We start from the raw sequence: 20,088 nt of genomic DNA, 5'->3' as shown, positions 1-20,088 counted from the left end.
TGGGGGCCGTGCTCCGGGGACCGGTGGGGGCCGTGCTCCGGGTGACGAATTCCGCCCGGAGCGGTGAGCTGTGCGGTCGGAACCTGGCGGCGGGCGGTGGCGGGGGGACGAAGTAGGCTGAGCCCATGCCCGAACGCCGTACCGTCGCCCTTGTCACTCTCGGCTGCGCACGTAACGAGGTGGACTCGGAGGAGCTCGCAGGCCGCCTGGCGGCGGATGGCTGGGATCTCGTCGAGGACGCCTCCGACGCCGATGTCGCCGTCGTCAACACCTGCGGCTTCGTCGAGGCCGCCAAGAAGGACTCCGTCGACGCGCTGCTGGAGGCCAATGACCTCAAGAGCGCGGCCCAGCAGGGCGAGGGGAGAACCCAGGCCGTGGTGGCCGTCGGCTGTATGGCCGAGCGGTACGGCAAGGAGCTGGCCGACGCGCTGCCCGAGGCGGACGGGGTCCTCGGCTTCGACGACTACGCGGACATCTCCGACCGGCTCCAGACCATTCTGAGCGGCGGGGTGCACGCCCCCCATGTGCCCAGAGACCGGCGCAAGCTGCTGCCCGTGAGCCCCGCCGAGCGCCAGGGCGCCGCGGTCGCGCTCCCCGGACACGGCGCTGCGGCGGGCGAGGGGTCCTCCGGGGCGGGTGAGGGCCACGGTGCCGAGGGGGCGTCCCACGCGTCCCAGGGGGCCGCACGGGAAGCGGTCGCTGCTTCCGCGCCCGCGGACCTGCCCGAGGGCGTCGCGCCCGCCTCAGGGCCGCGTGCCCCGCTGCGGCGACGGCTGGGCAGCAGCCCGGTCGCCTCCGTCAAGCTCGCCTCCGGCTGTGACCGGCGCTGCTCCTTCTGCGCCATTCCCTCCTTCCGGGGCTCCTTCATCTCCCGTCGTCCCTCCGATGTCCTCGGCGAGACCCGCTGGCTGGCAGAGCAGGGCGTACGCGAGATCATGCTCGTCTCGGAGAACAACACCTCCTACGGCAAGGACCTGGGCGACATCCGCCTGCTGGAGACGCTTCTGCCTCAGTTGGCTGCCGTCGACGGCATCGAGCGGGTGCGGGTGAGCTACCTCCAGCCCGCCGAGATGCGGCCCGGGCTGATCGACGTGCTGACCGGCACCGAGAAGGTGGCGCCCTACTTCGATCTGTCCTTCCAGCACTCGGCGCCCGGCGTACTGCGCGCGATGCGACGCTTCGGTGACACCGACCGCTTCCTCGGGCTGCTGGAGGAGATCCGCAAGCGGGCCCCGCAGGCCGGTGCGCGCTCGAACTTCATCGTCGGCTTCCCCGGCGAGAGCGAGCAGGACCTGGCCGAGCTGGAGCGGTTCTTGACCGAGGCCCGCCTCGACGCGATCGGTGTGTTCGGCTACTCGGACGAGGAAGGCACCGAGGCCGCCGGCTACGAGGACAAGGTGCCGTCCGACGAGGTCGCCGAGCGGCTCGCACACATGTCCAGGCTCGCCGAGGAGCTGACCGCGCAACGCGCCGAGGAGCGTGTGGGCGAGACCGTACGGGTACTGGTCGAGGCTGTGGACGAGGAAGAGGGCCCGCTGGGACGCGGCGCGCACCAGGCCCCCGAGACCGACGGCCAAGTGCGCCTCGCGCTGCCAGCGGCCTACGCCGCGGAGACGAGCGGAGCGGGTGAGGCGGACGAGGCGGGCCCGGTGGCGGCGGTGGGTCGGATGGTCGAGGCGCGGGTCGTCGCGGCCGAGGGCGTCGACCTGGTCGCCGAGCCGCTGGTGACGGCTTCGGCGACGGCTTCGGCGGGGCACAGTGCCGTGCCGCCCGCCCGCTTGGGTGCGGCTGGAGTCAGTGGTGCCGCCGGTGTACCTCGCGAGGTGAGCGGGGAGGCGGGCAGATGACCGGAGTCCCGGCGTCCGCGGCCCGGCGTGGCACCGTACCGAAACCCAAAGCGGCGAGCACCGTACGCCCTGTGAGCCTGTGGAACATCGCGAACATCCTGACCATGGTGCGGCTGCTGCTCGTGCCCGCATTCGTGCTGCTCATGGTGGCCAACGGCGGGCACGACCCGGCCTGGCGCTCGTTCGCGTGGGCGGCCTTCGCCATCGCCATGATCACCGACCTGTTCGACGGTGAGCTGGCCCGGCGGTACAACCTCGTCACCGACTTCGGGAAGATCGCCGACCCCATCGCCGACAAGGCGATCATGGGCGCCGCGCTGATCTGTCTCTCCGCCCTCTCCGACCTGCCCTGGTGGGTCACCGGTGTGATCCTCTTCCGCGAGCTGGGCATCACGCTGCTGCGCTTCTGGGTGATCAGACACGGGGTGATTCCGGCCAGCCGTGGCGGCAAGATGAAGACCCTCGCCCAGGGCGTCGCCGTGGGTATGTACGTGCTGGTGCTGACCGGCCCGCTGGCGACCCTGCGATGGTGGGTGATGGCCGTGGCCGTCGTACTGACGGTGGTCACCGGCCTCGACTACGTACGCCAGGCTGTTGTGCTGCGCCGGGCCGGGGTCGCGGCCGAGCGGGACGGTGCGGTGGCCGGGACGGCGGCCGGCGCGGCGGAGTCGGCCGTGGGCGGTGACGAGATGGCGGCCGACAGCGTCGACGGGGATGACGCGGGCCGGACGGGGAACACGAGGGGCTCGGGAAGCGCTGGAGACGCCGGGAGCGACGGTGCCGCCGGAAACGGTGAGGTCGTCGGGAGCGGTGGAGGCGAAGAAGAGGCAGGAGACGCAGGGAACGCAGGGGGTGAACGACCCTGACGGAGGTGGAGTCGCGGGCCGGCGGTGTACTGGCGCTGCTCACCGAGCGAGGTCAGACGCTCGCCGTTGCCGAGTCGCTGACCGGCGGCCTGGTCGCCGCCGAGATCACAGCTGTCCCTGGGGCCTCGCGAGCCTTCCGTGGTTCCGTCACGGCGTATGCGACCGCGCTCAAGAGGGATGTACTCGGCGTGAACGGGGCACTCCTTGAGGAGCGGGGTGCTGTCGACGCCGAGACCGCGTGCCAGATGGCGCAGGGCGTACGCAGCGCGCTGGGCGCCGACTGGGGCCTCGCGACAACAGGTGTGGCCGGGCCCGAGCCCCAGGACGGGCAGCCGGTCGGAACGGTTTTCGTCGCTGTCGCCGGTCCCACGACCGGGGCAGTGGTGGAGAAACTGCGGCTCGAAGGCAGCTTGAGTGGCGATCGAGCCGGTGACACTGGTGAGGAAGCCGGGGAACGTGTGCGTGCCGGTATTCGTACGGAGAGTGTTCGAGGAGCACTGGAGCTGCTCTACAAGGAACTGATCGAAAATGCTGGAGGGCAGGATAGGGAACAGACCGGGGGGAATGGATGTTTGCAGCCCTGAGTGAACACGACATCGCTCCCCGCACGGCTGCGTGCCAAGGCGGTACGGTGGAGCCTGAAGGAGTCGGGGCCAACTGGCCGTCCCGATACAGGCTGTGGAAGACGCCGCGCGTTGAGAGGGAGGAGCACCGATGATTCTGCTCCGTCGCCTGTTGGGTGACGTGCTGCGTCGGCAGCGCCAACGCCAGGGTCGTACCCTGCGCGAAGTCTCTTCGTCCGCCAGGGTCTCGCTCGGTTACCTCTCCGAGGTGGAGCGCGGCCAGAAGGAAGCCTCGTCCGAACTGCTCTCATCGATCTGTGACGCGCTCGATGTGCGGATGTCCGAGCTGATGCGAGAGGTCAGTGACGAGCTGGCGCTCGCGGAGCTGGCCGAGTCCGCGGCGAGTGACGCCGTGCCCGCACCCATGCGGCCGGTGCTCAACCCGCTGTCTGTCACCTCGGTCACCGGAGTGCCCGAGGAGCGGGTCACGATCAAGGCGCCGACGGAGGCCGTGGACGTGGTCGCGGCCTGAGGGCCGTGCGCCGGTCCGTGGTGCGCCTGCGGCCCAGCCCGCTTTGGCCGTACGGCGTCCGGGGCGCGGCAGGCGCCGTGTGAGACGTGCGACGACAGGTCCCGCTGGAGGACACCCGGCGGGACCTTCGTGCATCTGGAGAGGCCCTGTGGCGGCTCGTACCTGATGCCTCGCGCAGGAGTCCTGGATTGAGGCTTGAGCCTTCTTGCGTGGGTCCGAGGAGAAGAGGGCGCTCGCCGCACGCAGGCGTGCACGGAGCGTTCATCGCACTGTGTGACCTACGTTCCGTGGTCGCGCGGTCGCCGGGAGTGCGGGACGATGGCGGGGTACTCGACTTCGTCGACGGTCTCGCGTCCTTGCCGCATACGGCGTTTCCGCCCGGTGCGGACCGGCACCGTCGCGGGAGGTGGCGGCATGACGGCTGTGAGGCCCTTGCTGCTGTGCCGCTGGGTGCTCGGCAGCGCTTGTGCCGTCGGCTGGCTGTGCGCGATATGGCGGGTGGCCGTCGGGGAGGGCGGCCCGGTCGAAGCCTCGGTGACGGCCGGGGGATGGGGGCTGAGCGTACTGCCCGTACATGTGGCGCAGGACAGCGCTCGACAGGGGGCGCGGGGGAGAAGGTGCGGCGCCGCCCCCGGCGGACTACCACGGCATCGCGACGCCGCCGTTGGGGCGGAGGATCTGCCCCGTCATGAAGGACGAGGCGTCCGAGGCCAGATACAGCACCGCGTGCGCCACTTCCAGCGCTTCACCGACCCTCCCCAGCGGTGACATCCGCGACAGCGTCTCCTCGACGCGCCGGCGGCTCGCCGCGTCGGGCCGCTCCGTCATAGGAGTGCGCACCCAGCCGGGTGCCACCGCGTTGACCCGGATGCCGTGCTCGCCGATTTCGGTGGCGAGCGTCCTGGTGAGCTGGACCACGGCGGCCTTGGCCGCCCCGTAGCACAGCAGCCCGGCGGAACCGGTGTCGACCGCGCCGGATGCCATGGTGACCAAGGCTCCCCGGGTACCGGTCCGGATCATGCTGCGGGCCGCCTCCTGGCAGGTGTGCAGCGCCCCCTTGAAATTGACGGCGAGTACCCGGTCGAGGTCGGTGTCCTCCGTCTCCAGCACCGTGCTGCGGTGCATGATCCCCGCGATCGCCGCCGCGATGTCAAGACTGCCGCCCGTGCGCTCCGCCGCTGAGACGGCCGCGCCGAGCGTCGCCCGGTCGGTTACGTCCAACGGGTGCGTCCAGGCGTCGCCGCCGGCTTGCACGATCAGGTGTGCTGTGCGGATCAGGCCCTTCTCGTCCCGGTCCGCGCAGTGCACCGCTGCGCCCGCCTGCGCCAGCAGGACGGCGGTCGCGCGACCGATGCCGCTGGCGGCGCCCGTCACCAGAGCGGTGCGTCCGGTCAGGTCGTAGGCCGGAAGCCTGCCGGGGGCCGGTTGCCGGCCGTGCGCCGGGATCCTCATGGTGACGACGCTACGGAGAAGCTGACGCACCGTCAATTACCCGCCGCAGCCGGGCCCTTGCGGGACGCGCTGGCTGGTGGCGGTTGACAGTGCGGGCAGTACCAGACGGTACGTGGCCGCTCCGGCGGCCCGTGGGGGCCCGTGCGGACAGGCGCCCCGCAGCGGTAGCAGGGGCGGTTCTCCCGGCCGTAGACAGCCAGATTGCGGTCGGGCCGTGTGCTGTTGGTCGTACGTCGGCGCACGCTGTCCTTGTTCGCCTCCAGCAGGCGCTTGGCCGCCGCGAGCAGCCGGGCGGGCAGCGGATGCGGCAGCGAACCCACCGGTGCCCAGGGCGAGGTCCGGGCCAGAAAGCACAACTCGGCCGCGTAGACGTTCCCGATGCCGGCCAGGTTGCGCTGGTCCAACAGGGCCTCGACCAGCGGCCGCTCCGGGTCCCGGAGCAACCGCCGCTCCGCCTCGGCCGCGTCCCAGTCGGGACCCAGCAGGTCAGGACCCAGATGGCCGACGACTGAGAACTCCTCCACCGTCCGCAGCAGTTCGAGCACGGGCAGCCGGATCCCCGCCGCCGTGTGCTCGCCGGTGGCCAGCAACGCACGGATCTGATGGGACGGCCCGAATCCACCGGAGAGGCTGTCTTTGCCCGCCGGATTGGCCCTGACCCGCCAGGCACCCTCCATGCCCAGGTGCGAGTGCACCGTCAGACCGCCCTCGATACGCATCAGCAGGTGCTTGCCGCGCGGGGTGACGTCCAGCAGCGTCCGGCCGGACAGATCGACCGTCGCCAGCCGGGGCACCCGGAAATCGGTACGGGTCAGCGCGTGCCCGGCCAGCGCGGAGTGCAGGGTGCGCGCCGTACGCCAGACGGTGTCTCCCTCGGGCATCCGACCGCCTTCCCTTCCGTGATCTACCGGCATGCTAGGGGGCATCACATGCCTTCACCGGCCCCTTGAGGACATATGCCCATGATCGCAGGAGCCACCGACACAACCCGGGGCAGCGAGGAGAAGTGGGAGACGATCACGGGATACGATCCGGGGCCATGGGGCAGTGGGGATATGAACGACAGCACGACGCGCTCGACGTGGACGGAGAGGCCGAGGCCGAGCGGAGGGACGCGCTCGAGGGAGTGCGGGACTGGGTCGACGACCACGTGGACCGGTGGCAGCCGGTGCTGCCCTCGCTCAATCCCCATGTCGAGGGTGCCGTCACCCGTATGCAGTTCCTCGCCGACCACCTGCGGCACGCGGGGGAGCGAGCACTGGCGGAGCTCGGACTGCGCCGGGAAGAGCACGAGGCGCTGCACATGCTCGCCGGGCACGGCGGACGCAGGAACCTGACCCAACTCGCCCTCGACCTGGGGGCGGCCCCCAACACCTTGGCCGAACGGCTGGACGTGCTGGAGAGGCGGGGCTTCGTGACCCGTACGGCCACCGGCGGCCGGGGCGCTGCCGGGAGCGGGCAGGACGACGAACTCGTACTGACCGAAGAGGGCCACTCCACCTGGCTCGCCGCCATCGAGGCGGCAGGCGAGGAGGAACGCCGCCTGTTCGGCGCGCTCGACTGGCACGAACAACGCCTCCTCGCCGGCCTGCTCCGCCAGATCATGCTGGCGACCGGCCCGTACGAGGAGGACGGCGAGGCCGACGAGAGCCGGGACGACTAGGGCCTACGCGCGTACCCCGCATGGGGCTTGCCCACGCGCAGACCTGCCGAGTGCGGCGCAGGGGTGCGCGCCCCGAAGGGGCGCGGGGAACTGCGCTCCCCCAGCCTCTGGCCGGGAGGTACCCCCAAGCCACGATGCTGCCGCAGTCCGCAGTCCGCAGTCCGCAGTCCGCAGTCCGCAGTCCGCAGTCCGCAGTCCGCAGTCCGCAGTCCGCAGTCCGCAGCGGACAGCCAGGGCAGCCCCCTGCCCGGCAAGGTCCGACGGGCACCCGCTAACCCCCGCGCAGCCGCAGGCCGCGCGGGGTCGGGTGGAAGCCCGCGGCCTCCAGCGCGGTGCCCAGCGGTGAGGAGAGCGCCGCCGTGCCGTTGACGCGCTCCACCGTGACGGTCCCCAGCGCACCCTGGCGCGCTGCCAGGGCCAGCGCCTCGACGGCGGCCGTGAGCCGGACGGCACCGGCCTCGCCGTCGGGTCCCGCGGCCGACAGCGGCTCCGCGGCCCCGGCAGCGCCCTCGGGGGTATCGGGGCCGTGTATCCAGGCGAGCAGCGTCTTGCCGCCCCGCTCGACGTACAGCGTCAGGACACCGTCGACGACAACCACCAGCGCGCCGGCCTTGCGTCCCGGCTTGTGCGTGGCGCCGGGCGGGGGCGGCGGCCAGGGCAGGGCTGCCCCGTAGGCGTTCGCAGGATCGGCGGCGGCCAGCAGCAGCGCACGCGGACCCGTGCGGGCGCCGGCCGAACGGCCGTCCCCGCGCGATCCGCCGTACGCATCCTGACCTCCGCCTGGGAACGTACCCGGAGCGCCGCCCGCCCGTTCGCGTGCCGTACTGACGGCGCGCAGCCTGTCCACAGCGCCGTCCATCGCGAACTGTGCGGCGCCCAGGCCCTCGACCACATAGCCGCGCCGTGCCTGCCCGCTCTCCTCGAAGGCCGACAGCACCCGGTACGCGGCGGAGAACCCGCCCTCCACCCCCTCGGCGGCCACCGCGCCGCGCGTCACCACACCGTGCCTGTCGAGCAGGGTACGGGCCAGCGCGTGGGCGCGGTGGGTCGGTTCGCTCTCCGGGGCGGGCAGCAGCGACCAGCGGCCCGCGACGGTCGGCGGAGCGGAAGCCGGTGCCCGCCCAGGACCCCGGCGGCGCACTCCACTGCCCGCGGCCACCGCCGCCGTGGTGAACGACCCGTAACGCCCGCGCGGCGTCGGCCGCTTGGCGCGGTGCGCCGTCGACCCTGCCGTACGGCCCGAACCCAGCAGAGCCCGCAGCGGCGCGAGCGTGTCACCGGTGACCCTTCCCGACCACACCAGGTCCCACAGCGCCTCGGTGAGCTGCGGATCGGTCGCCTCCGGGTGAGCGGCGCGGGCCCGTTCCGCGATCTGACGGAAGAAGAGACCGTATCCGCCCTCCAGCGCGGAGAGCACCGCCTGGTGCACCGGAGTCAGCTCCAAAGGATGCGGCTCGGGCAGCAACAGCGGCGCCGTCTCGGCCAGGTGGAGGGAGATCCAGCCGTCCTTGCCCGGCAGCGCGCCCGCGCCCGCCCAGACGACCTCTCCGGAAGCGGTGAGCTCGTCCAGCATGGGGGCGGCGTAGTCCGCGACCCGGCCCGGCAGCACCAGCTTCTCCAGTGCGGACGCCGGAACGGGCGCCCCCTGCAACTGCTCGACCGTGCGCAGCAGTCCCTCGACGCCGTGCAGGCTGTTGGTGCCCACGTGCTGCCACTGCGGCAGAAAAGCAGCCAGCGCCTGCGGGGGGACCGGCTCCAGCTCCTGCCGCAGCGCCGCCAGGGAACGGCGGCGCAGCCGGCGCAGTACACCCGCGTCACACCACTCCTGGCCGATCCCGGACGGATGGAATTCGCCCTGCACCAGCCGCCCGCCGGCCGCCAGCCGGTGCAGCGCCCCGTCCGCGACGGCGGTACCGAGCCCGAAGCGGGCAGCGGCGTCGGCCGAAGTGAACGGGCCATGCGTGCGGGCGTACCGCGACAGCAGGTCGCCCAGGGGGTCGGCGACCGGCTCGGTGAACGCCTCGGGCACGCCGACGGGCAGCGCCGCACCCAGCGCGTCCCGCAGCCGCCCCGCGTCCTCCACGGCCGCCCAGTGCTCCTTCCCCCCGATCCGTACCCGGATGGCCCGGCGTGCCGCCTCCAGCTCCGGCGCCCAGCCGGGCTCCGCCCCTCGCTCCGCCAGCTCCCCGGACGTGAGTGGGCCCAGCAGCCGCAGCAGATCGGCCACGCCCTCCACGTCCTTGAGCCGGCGGTCCTCGGTGCGCCACTGGAGCTCGTCCTCCAGCTCGTGCAGTACGTCGGCGTCCAGCAGCTCCCGCAGCTCGGCCTGGCCCAGCAGCTCCGACAGCAGCCGTGAGTCCAGGGACAGCGCGGCGGCCCGGCGTTCGGCCAGTGGCGAATCGCCCTCGTACAGATACTGCGCGACATAGCCGAACAGCAGGGAGCGGGCGAACGGGGACGGCTCCGCCGTGGTGACCTCGACAACCCGCACCCGGCGCGACTCGATATCGCCCATCAGCTCCGTGAGGCCCGGCAGGTCGAACACGTCCTGCAGGCATTCGCGCACCGCCTCCAGGACGATCGGGAAGGAGCCGAACTCGCTGGCCACCTGCAGCAGCTGAGAGGCGCGCTGGCGCTGCTGCCACAGGGGAGTGCGCTTGCCGGGGCTGCGGCGCGGCAGCAGCAGCGCGCGGGAGGCGCACTCGCGGAACCGGGCTGCGAACAGCGCCGAGTTGCCCACCTGGTCGGTGACCGTCTGCTCGATCTCCGACTTGTCGAAGAGCACATCGTTCACACCCAGTGGCGGCTGGTCCGGGTCGGCACCCGGCTCGTGCGCCGTCGAGTGCCCGCCCTGGGGCAGGGGGCCGAGCTCCTGGCCGGGGGTGCGCGGAGGACGCGGCTCGCCGTCGAACAGGTCGAGATCCATCAGCTCGGCGTCCGGCAACCGCAGCACAAGACCGTCGTCGGCGTGCATGACCTGGGCGTCCATGCCGTACCGCTCCGTCAGGCGGGCACCGATGGCCAGCGCCCACGGTGCGTGCACCTGCGCACCGAAGGGGGAGTGCACCACGATGCGCCAGTCGCCCAGCTCGTCGCGGAACCGCTCCACCACGATCGTCCTGTCGTCCGGCACATGACCGGCCGCCTCGCGCTGCTCTCCCAGGTAGGCCAGCAGATTGCCGATCGCCAGCGTGTCCATGCCGGAGGCCGCCAGCCGCTCCTCGGCCTGCTCGCGGGTGAGCGAGCCGATCTCGCGCAGGAAGGCGCCCAACGCCCGGCCCAGCTCCAGCGGCCTGCCCAACTGGTCGCCCCGCCAGAACGGCAGCCTGCCCGGCACCCCCGGTGCCGGGGTGACCAGCACCCGGTCCCGGGTGATGTCCTCGATCCGCCACGTCGTCGTGCCCAGGGTGAAGACATCGCCCACCCGGGACTCGTAGACCATTTCCTCGTCCAGCTCACCGACACGGCCGCCGCCCTTCTTCGGGTCGGCACCCGCCAGGAAGACCCCGAACAGCCCGCGGTCCGGGATCGTGCCACCGGACGTGACGGCCAGCCGCTGCGCACCGGGGCGGCCGCTGACCGTGTTCGCCACCCGGTCCCACACCAGACGCGGGCGCAGCTCCGCGAACGCGTCGGAGGGATACCGCCCGGCGAGCATGTCCAGCACCGAGGTGTAGGCCGACTCCGGGAGCGCGGCGAACGGAGCCGCGCGCCGCACCAGGGCCAGCAACTCGTCCACATCCCAGGAGTCGACCGCCACCATGGCGACGATCTGCTGGGCGAGGACGTCCAGCGGGTTGGCGGGGATGCGCAGCGCTTCGATGGCGCCCTCGCGCATCCGCTCGGTGACCACGGCGGACTGCACCAGGTCGCCTCGGTATTTCGGGAAGACGACACCCGCCGAGACGGCACCCACCTGGTGGCCCGCACGCCCGACGCGTTGCAGCCCGGAGGCGACCGAGGGCGGTGACTCGACCTGCACCACCAGGTCGACGGCGCCCATGTCGATTCCCAGCTCCAGGCTGGAGGTGGCCACCACGGCGGGCAGCCTGCCGGCCTTGAGGTCCTCCTCGACCTGGGAGCGCTGCTCCTTGGAGACCGAACCGTGGTGCGCGCGGGCGATCAGCGGTGGCGCACCGGTGACCGCGCCCGCGTTGCCCATCAGCTCGGCCGGTGAGTGGTCCTCCGGCATGGGCTCGCCGGTGGTGCGCTCATAGGCGATCTCGTTCAGCCTGTTGCACAGCCGCTCGGCCAGTCGCCGGGAGTTGGCGAAGACGATGGTGGAGCGGTGTTCCTGGATGAGGTCGGTGATCCGCTCCTCCACCGAGGGCCAGATCGACGGTTTGCCGCCCCCGCCCGGGCCGGAGCCGTCAGGCCCCGCCGCGTCCTGTGCCGGGGAGCTGCCCAGCTCGCCCATGTCCTCGACGGGCACCACGACCGACAGCTCGAACCGCTTGCCCGAGGGCGGCTGCACGACCACGGCGTTCCTCCGCGGCGAGAGGAAGCGGGCCACCTCGTCAACCGGGCGTACGGTGGCGGACAGGCCGATACGCCGCGCCGGGCGCTCCAGCAGGTGATCGAGCCGCTCCAGGGAGAGGGCCAGATGGGCGCCGCGCTTGGTGCCGGCCACCGCGTGCACCTCGTCGACGATGACCGTCTCGACACCGGAGAGCGCCTCCCGGGCGCTGGAGGTCAGCATCAGGAAGAGCGACTCGGGCGTGGTGATCAGGATGTCCGGCGGGCGGCGGGAGATGGACCTCCGTTCGGCCGCGGGGGTGTCACCGGAACGGATGCCGACCTTGATCTCCGGCTCCGGCAGGCCCAGCCGCAGCGACTCGTGGCGGATACCCGTGAGCGGGCTGCGCAGGTTGCGCTCCACATCGACAGCGAGCGCCTTGAGCGGGGACACATACAGCACCCGGCAGCGCTTGAGCGGGTCGGCCGGCGGTGGCGAAGCGGCGAGCCGGTCCAGCGAGGCGAGGAAGGCGGCCAGCGTCTTGCCCGACCCGGTCGGCGCCACCACCAGCGCGTCCGACTCCTCGGCCAGCGCACGCCAGGCCCCCTCCTGAGCAGCGGTGGGCTCGCTGAAGGCGCCCGTGAACCATGCACGGGTCGCCGGTGAGAAGGCGTCCAGCGCCGATGTCCGACCCATGCTCCCCATCGTGCAGCACGGCACTGACAGCGGCCGGGCCGCGGTGCGGGGCGGCGGTGCCGCCGATCACGGCGGGTGGGCGCGGGCGGCCGTGCCGGGCCGGGCGGAGAATGGGGGCATGGCCCAGGGGGAGAGGGAGCGCGCGTACTACTGGCAGTCACCGAAGCTGCCCGGTGTCGACCTGCTGCGCGCCCGCTACATAAGCAAGATCTTCTCGCGGCACACCCATGAGACCTATGTGATCGCCGCGATCACCGAAGGCGTGGAGGCGTTCCACCATGGCGGAGACGTGCACAAGGTGGGCCCGGGAGGACTGGCACTGATCAATCCGGACACGATGCACACCGGGCACGCCGGAACGCCCGAGGGCTGGTCCTACGAGGTGCTCTACCCGGACCCCTCCCTGGTGGCCGGGATCGCGGCCGAGACGACCACCATCCGGGGCACTCCCGGATTCAACGTCGCGGCGGCCGACGATCCCGTCTCCTCCCGTCAGGTGCAGGCCATACACCGGGCGCTGGAAGAGGGCAACGCGCTGGCCGCCGACACCCTCATGCACGCCGTTGTGGCCCGGCTGCTGCGACTGCACGGCGGCCCGCTGCCCGAACGCACGATCCACACGGCGGGCGCCCGGTACGCGCTGCGGGCCCGCGCGGTCCTGGAGGAGCGGATGGCCGACCCGCCGTCCCTGGAGGATCTCGCCGCCGAACTGGGGACCAGCCCCTTCGCGCTGCTGCGCGCCTTCCGCCGGATGTACGGGATGCCGCCGCACACCTGGCTGACGGACGCCAGGGTGCACCGGGCGCGCGCCCTGCTGGACGCGGGTCTCCCGCTCGCCGAGACCGCCACCGCTGTGGGCTTCACCGACCAGTCCCACCTGACGCGGCACTTCGGACGGATCATCGGCGTCCCGCCGGGCGCCTACCGGCGTGGACGTGCAAGAACGTACAAGAACGCGGAGCGCTCCATTTCCTAGCGTGAGCGCGTGCCACAGCAGAGAGAAACCTTCGACCCACCGGAGGCGCCGGACGCCTCCGCCCCGGAAACCACCGGCATACCGGACGCATCCCAGCAGGCTCTGTCCGACCGTGCTCTGACCGCGCAGACTCTGTTCGACCAGGCTCCAGCAGAACCCACTCAGGGCAGCCGCGACGACCGCGCCGTCGTACGGGACGCGCTGGGCGTCGGGATCGCCGTCGGACTCTCCGGCTTCGCCTTCGGCGTCACCGCTGCCGGTGCCGGAATCTCCCTCGCCCAGACGTGCGCGCTGAGCCTGTTCGTCTTCACCGGTGCCTCGCAGTTCGCCCTCGTCGGCGCGCTGGCGGCCGGAGGCGGCGCGCTGACGGCCGCTGCCGGTGCCTTCTTCCTGGGCTTCCGGAACGCCTTCTACGGGCTGCGGCTGTCCCGGCTGCTGGGATTGCGCGGCGGTGCGCGGATCGCGGCGGCGCACTGGGTGATCGACGAGACCTCCGCCGTCGCCCTGGCTCAGCGTGGTCGGCACGCGGTCCGGCTGGGCTTCACCGTCACCGGCGCGACGCTCTTCACGCTCTGGAACCTCACCACTCTGCTCGGTGCGCTGGGCGCGGAAGCGCTGGGGGACACCGACGCCTGGGGTCTGGACGCGGCAGGACCAGCGGTTTTCCTCGCGCTCCTCGCACCGATGCTGCGCACCGGCATCGAGCGGACGACCGCCGGTCTCGCCGTCGTCCTGGGCCTGGGGCTGCTGCCCGTGCTGCCGGCGGGCGTGCCGGTGCTGGTCGCCGCTCTTTCGGCGCCCCTCGTCCTGGTGGCGCGCAGGTTGCCGGCGGGCCGCGGAGTGCTCTTCGGGCACCGGGCGGAGCGTGACGGGGAGCGGACAGCGAAGGAGGAGTCCCGGTGAGTGTGTGGACAGCGATCGGGGTCACGGCCCTCGGCTGCTACCTGGTGAAGCTGCTCGGCCTCTCGGTGCCCGCAGGGGTGCTGGAGCGGCCGCTGGTCCAGCGGCTGGCCGCGCTGCTGCCTGTTGCGCTGCTCGCGGCGCTGATCGCGCAGCAGACCTTCGCCGACCGGATGACGCTGGTGCTCGACGCCCGGGCCGCGGGGCTGGCCGCCGCCGCTGTCGCGTTGGTGCTGAGGGCACCGTTCCTGGTGGTCGTCGCCGTCGCCGTGCTGGTCACCGCAGGCATCCGGGCTCTGGGCTAGGGCCTGTCCGGTGACGGGTTCGGGCTCGGAGCGAGCACTGGACCGGCTCCGAGCCCGTCACCGAAGCGCTCAAAGACGCCCGTACGCGCGCAAGGTGTGCAGTGCCTCCAGGGTGACCAGCGGGCGGCCCTCGAGAGCGGTTACGGGCGCCCATCTGCGCCAGTTGATGTCCCAGCCGCCGTCGTCCTGCTGGCGGCTGAGCAGGTGGTCGAGTCCGCGTTCCAGTTCGGCGTCCGAGAACCAGCGGCGGGCCAGCGAATCCGGTCTGCGCGCGAAGTCGGTCACATAGTGGTACTCGCCCGGCGCATAGCCGTCGGGGAGCGGGAAGTCCGCCGTGCGTCCCGGGTCCGTCACCACCAGCCGCTGCTCGCGTACCAGCGTGCCGAGGCGTCCCGCGGCGGCCTCGGCGCGGGGGCGGTCCGGTACGCCGTCGAGGAAGGCGAGCGCGGCGCGCGCCTCGTACGGGTGGGTCTTGTCCAGGGTCTCGATGGTGTTCCAGCAGTAGTCGGTGGCGCGGAACAGCCAGGCGTGCCAGACGCTGTTGCGGTGCAGCGTGCCGACCACCGGCCCGGTCGCCAGCAGATCGCTGGGCGGTGAGTCCGGCACGGGGATCCAGGGCGCGGAGGGATAGCCGCGCAGCGAGGGATGCACGGCGGGCAGGGCACCCTCCGGGGTCGAGACCGCCGTCAGATAGCGGCCGATGCGTTCCACCCGCTGTCCGGCGCAGCGGCCGATGCTGTCCAGCACCCGCACGGCGGCGGCGGTGTGCAGCGGCTGGCTCACAGGACCGCGCAGGTCGGGCTCCAGCGCGTGGCCGTAGCCGCCGTCGGCGTTGCGGTAGGCGTCCAAGGCCGTCTCGACGGCGCTCGGGTCGCCGTTCAGGAAGTCGTGCTCGAAGCGCCGCTGTTCCAGCACGCGCGCTGTCAGCCAGATGAAATTCTCCGCGCGGGAGAGAACCGATCCACAGGGAGCCATTCTCCGACCGTAGGCCCGAGCGGTCGCCAGGTCACTGCTGTCGGCGAGAGCCAACCCCTGAGGGCGGGATACTGGAGTCATGCGGTTGACGGACTTCTGGCAGCGGATGGCGGAGCACTTCGGCGAGGCGTACGCCGACTACTTCGCGCGTGACCATGTGATGGCCGGTCTCGGTGGCCGGACGGTACACGAAGCGCTCGCGGCGGGCTGGGAAGCGAAGGACGTCTGGCGCGTGGTGTGCGAGGTCATGGAGGTCCCCGCGCACAAGAGGTGAGCCCCCGTGTACCGGAGCTTCGCTCCGGCCGTGCGTGTGACGCTCTTCGCCTTCGGGGGCCGTAGCCGGACGACGGACGGGGCGGCCCGTGCTCGGCGTACGGTCACTGGCATGTCTATTGGCACGTTCCTGACCTGCGGTTTTCCGCGTTTTCCACAGGGAGGCGGGGTGACTTGACGCCAAAATCGAACATGGATTCTTATAGAGGCTCCGGCGAGCACGCCCGCTCAGGCCACGGCCCAGTGAGCGCGGGTCCGGACCGATTGTCAGTGGCAGGCGCTAGCGTCTTGAGACGTGAAGCGATCGACTCAAGCAAACAACCGGGTGGCACCCATGGCAGGAACCGACCGCGAGAAGGCGCTCGACGCCGCGCTCGCGCAGATTGAACGGCAATTCGGCAAAGGCGCCGTGATGCGCATGGGCGAGCGGCCGAACGAGCCGGTCGAGGTCATCCCCACCGGGTCGACCGCCCTTGACGTGGCCCTCGGGGTCGGCGGCCTCCCGCGCGGCCGCGTCGTCGAGGTGTACGGACCGGAGTCCTCCGGTAAGACGACCCTGACTCTGCACGCGGTGGCCAACGCCCAGAAGGCGGGCGGTACGGTCGCCTTCGTGGACGCCGAGCACGCGCTGGACCCCGAGTACGCCAAGCGTCTCGGCGTCGACACCGACGCACTGATCCTCTCCCAGCCGGACAACGGCGAGCAGGCCCTCGAGATCACCGACATGCTGATCCGCTCCGGCGCGCTCGACCTGATCATCGTCGACTCGGTGGCGGCCCTGGTGCCCCGCGCCGAGATCGAGGGCGAGATGGGCGACTCCCATGTCGGTCTCCAGGCCCGGCTGATGAGCCAGGCGCTGCGGAAGATCGCCGGTGCGCTCAACCAGTCCAAGACCACCGCGATCTTCATCAACCAGCTCCGCGAGAAGGTCGGCGTGATGTTCGGCTCGCCGGAGACCACCACCGGTGGCCGCGCGCTGAAGTTCTACGCCTCGGTGCGGCTCGACATCCGCCGCATCGAGACCTTGAAGGACGGTACCGAGGCTGTCGGTAACCGCACCCGCGTCAAGGTCGTCAAGAACAAGGTGGCACCGCCCTTCAAGCAGGCCGAGTTCGACATCCTCTACGGCATGGGGATCAGCCGCGAGGGCGGCCTGATCGACATGGGCGTGGAGAACGGCTTCATCCGCAAGTCCGGCGCCTGGTACACCTATGAGGGCGATCAGCTCGGCCAGGGCAAGGAGAACGCCCGCAACTTCCTGCGGGACAACCCCGACCTCGCCAACGAGATCGAGAAGAAGATCAAGGAGAAGCTGGGTATCGGCGTACAGCCGCAGGAGCCGGCGGGCGAGCCCGGAGCGGACGCCGCAGGCAGCGCCCCGGTAGCGGCTCCTGCGGGGACGGACGCCGCGGAAGCGGCAGCGGCCAAGGCTGTCCCGGCCCCGGCGGCCAAGGCGGCGAAGACGAGCAAGGCGTCCAAGGCCGCCGCGGCCAAGAGCTAGTCCGTGACACGGCGCAGCGACTGGCCGGAGTACACCCCTTCCCCGGACCCGCCGCCGTCCTCCGCCCCTCGGGGCGAGGGCATGGTGGCGGACATCCAGGACGGCGATGGTCCCGCTTTGTCGAGGGCCGAAGCGGGGCCATCGCCTGCGTCACCCCGGCGTGAGGGCCGGGGCCCGGCCGGGGACCGGGCCCCGGAGCGGGAAGCCGAGCCGAAGGACCCGGTCGAGCGGGCCAGAGCCATCTGCCTGCGGCTGCTCACCGGCACGCCCAGGACGCGCCGGCAACTCGCCGACGCGCTGAGCAAGCGGGAGGTGCCCGAGGAGGCGGCCGAGGAGGTGCTGGCCAGATTCGAGGACGTCGGCCTCATCGACGATGCCGCCTTCGCCGACGCCTGGGTGGAATCCCGGCACCACAGCCGGGGACTGGCCCGCAGAGCACTCGCGCGCGAGCTGCGGACCAAGGGCGTGGACTCCACGGTGATCGACGAGGCCGTCGGCCGGCTCGACTCCGGGCAGGAGGAGGAGACGGCACGCGCTCTGGTGGCGCGCAAGCTGCGCTCCACCAGGGGGCTCGACAGAGAAAAGCGCCTGCGACGGCTCGCCGGAATGCTGGCCCGCAAGGGCTACTCCGAGGGTCTTGCCCTCCGGGTCGTCCGGCGCGCGCTGGAGGAGGAGGGCGAAGACCCGGAGTTGTTGGAGGAGCACTTCCCCGGCGGGTGAGGCCGCACTCCGGGGCGGAGCGGCGGGCGCACCGGCACCTCGGGCCGGAGGATGCCCGGTGCCGGTGGCCGGTGCTGGATGGCGGCAGTCCATCGGAGTGCACGCACTCCGCGGCCGGTCCACGGTGTGTGTGCTCAGCCCCGGGACGGGCAGAGACGCCGTGCCTTGGACTCGTTCTTCAGCTTCGCGTCCACGCAACCGCCCGGGAGCCCGGCGTATGCCTTGGTGCCGAAGTTGGCCGTCACGGTGAGGGTGCCGCGCCCGAACACGGAACGCTGGACCTGGTGGTCGCCGGTCAGCCGGCGGAAGTCCGTCATCCGTTCGGTGCCCGCCGCCCGGTGCAGAGGCGCGAAGTAGCGCTGCAGCCTGGCCATCTCCTTACCCGTCGATTCCAGGTTCGCGTCTCCCAGCACGAAGTTGAGCGGGGTGTTGTAGAGCACCGACATCAGCGCGCGGTCCGACTTCTGTGCCGGGAGCTTGTCGTAGGGGATCTCCCAGCGGTCCGTGTTGACCACCGAGTCGTGCAGCGCCGTCTCGTACAGCGGCACCCGATAGGCCGGATCGAACATCGACTTCGCCAGTGAAGCGGGCAGCTTGGCCGGCTTGAAGAACTGGCCGGGCGCGTTGGCCGGATAGTAGCCGCCCCACTTCTCCTTGTCCTTCTGGAAGGCCCACAGGCCGTCGTTGACCGGGGTCTGTGCGCCGTGGTCGAACGCGAGCACCGGTGCGGACCAGGAGACGGCGGACTCCGAGCCGACGACGAAGCCCTTCTTGTCGGCGAGGGCGCGCATGCGCGCCATCCGGTTGGCCCGGTCCTGCTTCTTGGTCATCGGGTGAGCCTCGGAGAAGTCGCTGAAGAGCTCGCCGGCGGCGTCCACGTCCAGGAAGACGCTGTTGGCGCCGTTCTTGGTGATCTCCCTCGTATGTGCGGCCAGATAGTGCTTCGTGGGCTCGGACTTGGCGAACGCCTCCGAGCTCATGTAGCAGCCGCGACCGCCGAACCCCGTCTTGAGCTCGCCCTTCCAGTTGCGTACGCAGTAGTCGGGGTAGACCGATCCGGGCCACTTCGCAACCGGGGTGTCGGCGGACTTCGGGTCCTGGCCGTTGGCGTAGGAGTCGTAGGGGCCGACGAGATAGCCCTGCTTCTTCGCCGCCGTCACCGCCTTCCTGCTCATGGGACGGCCGTCGGCGTCGTAGCCGAGCCACAGCCGGGTGCTGCCCTGTTCGCGCAGCCTGCGCACGGCTTGCGCGCTCCGGGCCTTGCCCCAGAGATAGACGTGTTGGGCGCCGAGCAGCTTCGCGACCCGGGGGTTCTCGGCGATCTTCTGCTTGAGCGTGTGCAGTTGGCCGTGCTCGCGGAGCCAGCGGTGATAGTCGACGGCCGGTGCGACGGGTGAGGCCGAGGTGAGGGAGAAGGTGACGGTGTAGTCGAGGGTCTTCTCCCGGCGCGAGAATGCATGCTTGGCGGTCGCGTGCAGCTTTCCGCCCGTGGAGGCGAAGGCGAGTGAGGTGCCCACGCTCTCGGGGACGAGATAGCTGACGCCGTGTCCTCGCGCGGTGTAGCCCCACAGCGGCAGGGTGAGGGAGCCGGTGGCCAGGTCGGCCTCGGTGCCGGCGAGGCCCGCCTGCTCGGAGTTCCAGAACGGGTCCCTGGCCGGTACGGACAGCCCCTCACCGCGGGGCACCTGCAGCGCGGCGTCCTTCCCGCCCGTCCCGGCGCCCTTGCCGGTGACCGGCCATGCGAGCGTCCCGTCCCGCTGCGAGCGCACTGTCATACGCAGCCGTCCCCGTGCGCCGGTCGCCGTCACCCTCAGCCCCTTGGCGGGGTACGACCAGGAGGCCCGGGTGCCGTCGACCTTGACGGGGCTCGGCTCGCCCAGCTTCTCGGCGTGGGCAGCCGCGCCGGAGACCGGTACGGCCGCGCCGCTGTCGGTACGGCCGGTCACCCGCAGCGATGCGGTGTCGACCGTGGTGGTGCCGCCCGCCACCGGGATGTCGACCGCGCTTCCGTGGACGCGGGGTGGCGCGGAGCCGGGGGTGTGCCGGCCGGGGCCGGAGCCGGGGCCTGCGAATGCGGCGTAACCCGCCGAGGCGGTGGTGGCCGTAACGGTGAGCGCCGCTGCGATCCCGAGGACGCGGTTGCGGCGCCTGCGCGCGGCTCCGGCGTTGTCCCTGTGTCCGCTTCGCCGATGGCCGACGGTCGGCTGGTGGCGGGCGGTCGGCTGCCGGCCGTCGGTCCGCCGATGGGCGGCCCCCGGTTGTTGCGTCTCCCTGTGTGGGGTGTTCTCCGGTTCTTCCATGGTTGATCAGCATGGAGAGGGCGGCTAAGAGCTTTCTAAGAGCAACCCGGGTGGCGAGAGCGC

16 protein-coding genes are annotated in these 20,088 nt (G+C 71.8%); 11 read left to right on the top strand and 5 right to left on the bottom strand.

The annotated features are described in order from the left end of the window. The first annotated feature begins 125 nt into the window (after window positions 1–125). The 4 genes from rimO (at window position 126) to JW592_RS26990 (ending at window position 3,808) form a co-directional block, all read left to right on the top strand. Entirely contained in the window at window positions 126–1,847 is a 1,722-nt protein-coding gene (rimO, locus tag JW592_RS27005) for a 30S ribosomal protein S12 methylthiotransferase RimO (RefSeq protein WP_229376930.1), read from the top strand. Continuing rightward, window positions 1,844–2,713, top strand: a complete 870-nt coding sequence (gene pgsA / locus JW592_RS27000; protein ID WP_229376929.1) for a CDP-diacylglycerol--glycerol-3-phosphate 3-phosphatidyltransferase — start codon at window positions 1,844–1,846, stop codon at window positions 2,711–2,713. Before rimO ends, pgsA begins: the two co-directional genes overlap by 4 nt. After that, on the top strand, window positions 2,710–3,297 hold the full coding sequence (locus tag JW592_RS26995; RefSeq protein WP_209267866.1) for a CinA family protein: 588 nt from the start codon (window positions 2,710–2,712) through the stop codon (window positions 3,295–3,297). Before pgsA ends, JW592_RS26995 begins: the two co-directional genes overlap by 4 nt. A 130-nt stretch (window positions 3,298–3,427) precedes the next feature. Beyond that, a complete protein-coding gene (locus tag JW592_RS26990) occupies window positions 3,428–3,808 on the top strand; it encodes a helix-turn-helix domain-containing protein (RefSeq protein ID WP_019360111.1) in 381 nt (126 codons plus the stop codon). A 639-nt stretch (window positions 3,809–4,447) separates the two neighbouring features. Here JW592_RS26990 and JW592_RS26985 read toward each other — a convergent pair. Both JW592_RS26985 and JW592_RS26980 read right to left on the bottom strand, forming a co-directional pair. Then, window positions 4,448–5,260 (bottom strand): SDR family NAD(P)-dependent oxidoreductase, encoded by an 813-nt coding sequence (locus JW592_RS26985; protein WP_209267848.1) that lies wholly within the window; start codon window positions 5,258–5,260, stop codon window positions 4,448–4,450. Window positions 5,261–5,292: 32 nt separating this feature from the next. Further along, entirely contained in the window at window positions 5,293–6,141 is an 849-nt protein-coding gene (locus JW592_RS26980; protein WP_209267847.1) for an Fpg/Nei family DNA glycosylase, read from the bottom strand. A 158-nt stretch (window positions 6,142–6,299) separates the two neighbouring features. Here JW592_RS26980 and JW592_RS26975 point away from each other — a divergent pair, with 158 nt between their 5' ends. Continuing rightward, complete coding sequence (locus JW592_RS26975; RefSeq protein WP_209267846.1) at window positions 6,300–6,923, top strand: MarR family winged helix-turn-helix transcriptional regulator; 624 nt, start codon at window positions 6,300–6,302, stop codon at window positions 6,921–6,923. A gap of 271 nt (window positions 6,924–7,194) precedes the next feature. Here the strand turns inward: JW592_RS26975 and JW592_RS26970 are convergent, their stop codons facing one another. After that, window positions 7,195–12,075 (bottom strand): DNA glycosylase AlkZ-like family protein, encoded by a 4,881-nt coding sequence (locus JW592_RS26970; protein WP_209267845.1) that lies wholly within the window; start codon window positions 12,073–12,075, stop codon window positions 7,195–7,197. 118 nt (window positions 12,076–12,193) lie between these two features. On the opposite strand from JW592_RS26970, the gene JW592_RS26965 reads away from it, so the two are divergent. The 3 genes from JW592_RS26965 (at window position 12,194) to JW592_RS26955 (ending at window position 14,256) form a co-directional block, all read left to right on the top strand. Next, entirely contained in the window at window positions 12,194–13,051 is an 858-nt protein-coding gene (locus JW592_RS26965; protein WP_209267865.1) for an AraC family transcriptional regulator, read from the top strand. A 117-nt stretch (window positions 13,052–13,168) separates the two neighbouring features. Beyond that, entirely contained in the window at window positions 13,169–13,954 is a 786-nt protein-coding gene (locus JW592_RS26960; RefSeq protein WP_372446582.1) for an AzlC family ABC transporter permease, read from the top strand. Further along, window positions 13,951–14,256, top strand: coding sequence for an AzlD domain-containing protein (locus tag JW592_RS26955; protein WP_209267844.1), 306 nt, complete (start codon window positions 13,951–13,953; stop codon window positions 14,254–14,256). Before JW592_RS26960 ends, JW592_RS26955 begins: the two co-directional genes overlap by 4 nt. A gap of 69 nt (window positions 14,257–14,325) precedes the next feature. Here JW592_RS26955 and JW592_RS26950 read toward each other — a convergent pair whose 3' ends face one another. Next, window positions 14,326–15,231 carry a hypothetical protein gene (locus tag JW592_RS26950; protein ID WP_209267843.1) on the bottom strand — a complete coding sequence of 302 codons (906 nt, stop codon included), beginning with the start codon at window positions 15,229–15,231 and terminating at the stop codon, window positions 14,326–14,328. 79 nt (window positions 15,232–15,310) lie between these two features. On the opposite strand from JW592_RS26950, the gene JW592_RS26945 reads away from it, so the two are divergent. From JW592_RS26945 to recX, 3 genes are all read left to right on the top strand, one after another. Beyond that, a complete protein-coding gene (locus JW592_RS26945; RefSeq protein ID WP_209267842.1) occupies window positions 15,311–15,505 on the top strand; it encodes a DUF3046 domain-containing protein in 195 nt (64 codons plus the stop codon). A gap of 333 nt (window positions 15,506–15,838) precedes the next feature. Then, window positions 15,839–17,005, top strand: a complete 1,167-nt coding sequence (recA, locus tag JW592_RS26940) for a recombinase RecA (protein WP_209267841.1) — start codon at window positions 15,839–15,841, stop codon at window positions 17,003–17,005. Window positions 17,006–17,008: 3 nt separating this feature from the next. Continuing rightward, window positions 17,009–17,725, top strand: coding sequence for a recombination regulator RecX (gene recX, locus JW592_RS26935; protein ID WP_307805565.1), 717 nt, complete (start codon window positions 17,009–17,011; stop codon window positions 17,723–17,725). A 134-nt stretch (window positions 17,726–17,859) separates the two neighbouring features. Here recX and JW592_RS26930 read toward each other — a convergent pair whose 3' ends face one another. After that, complete coding sequence (locus JW592_RS26930) at window positions 17,860–20,025, bottom strand: glycoside hydrolase (protein WP_209267840.1); 2,166 nt, start codon at window positions 20,023–20,025, stop codon at window positions 17,860–17,862. Window positions 20,026–20,088: the final 63 nt, after the last annotated feature.

The sequence above is a fragment of the Streptomyces spirodelae genome (assembly GCF_017676385.1).
In the GTDB taxonomy this organism is placed as follows: domain Bacteria; phylum Actinomycetota; class Actinomycetes; order Streptomycetales; family Streptomycetaceae; genus Streptomyces; species Streptomyces spirodelae.
This window is presented reverse-complemented; position numbering and strand designations above follow the sequence as displayed.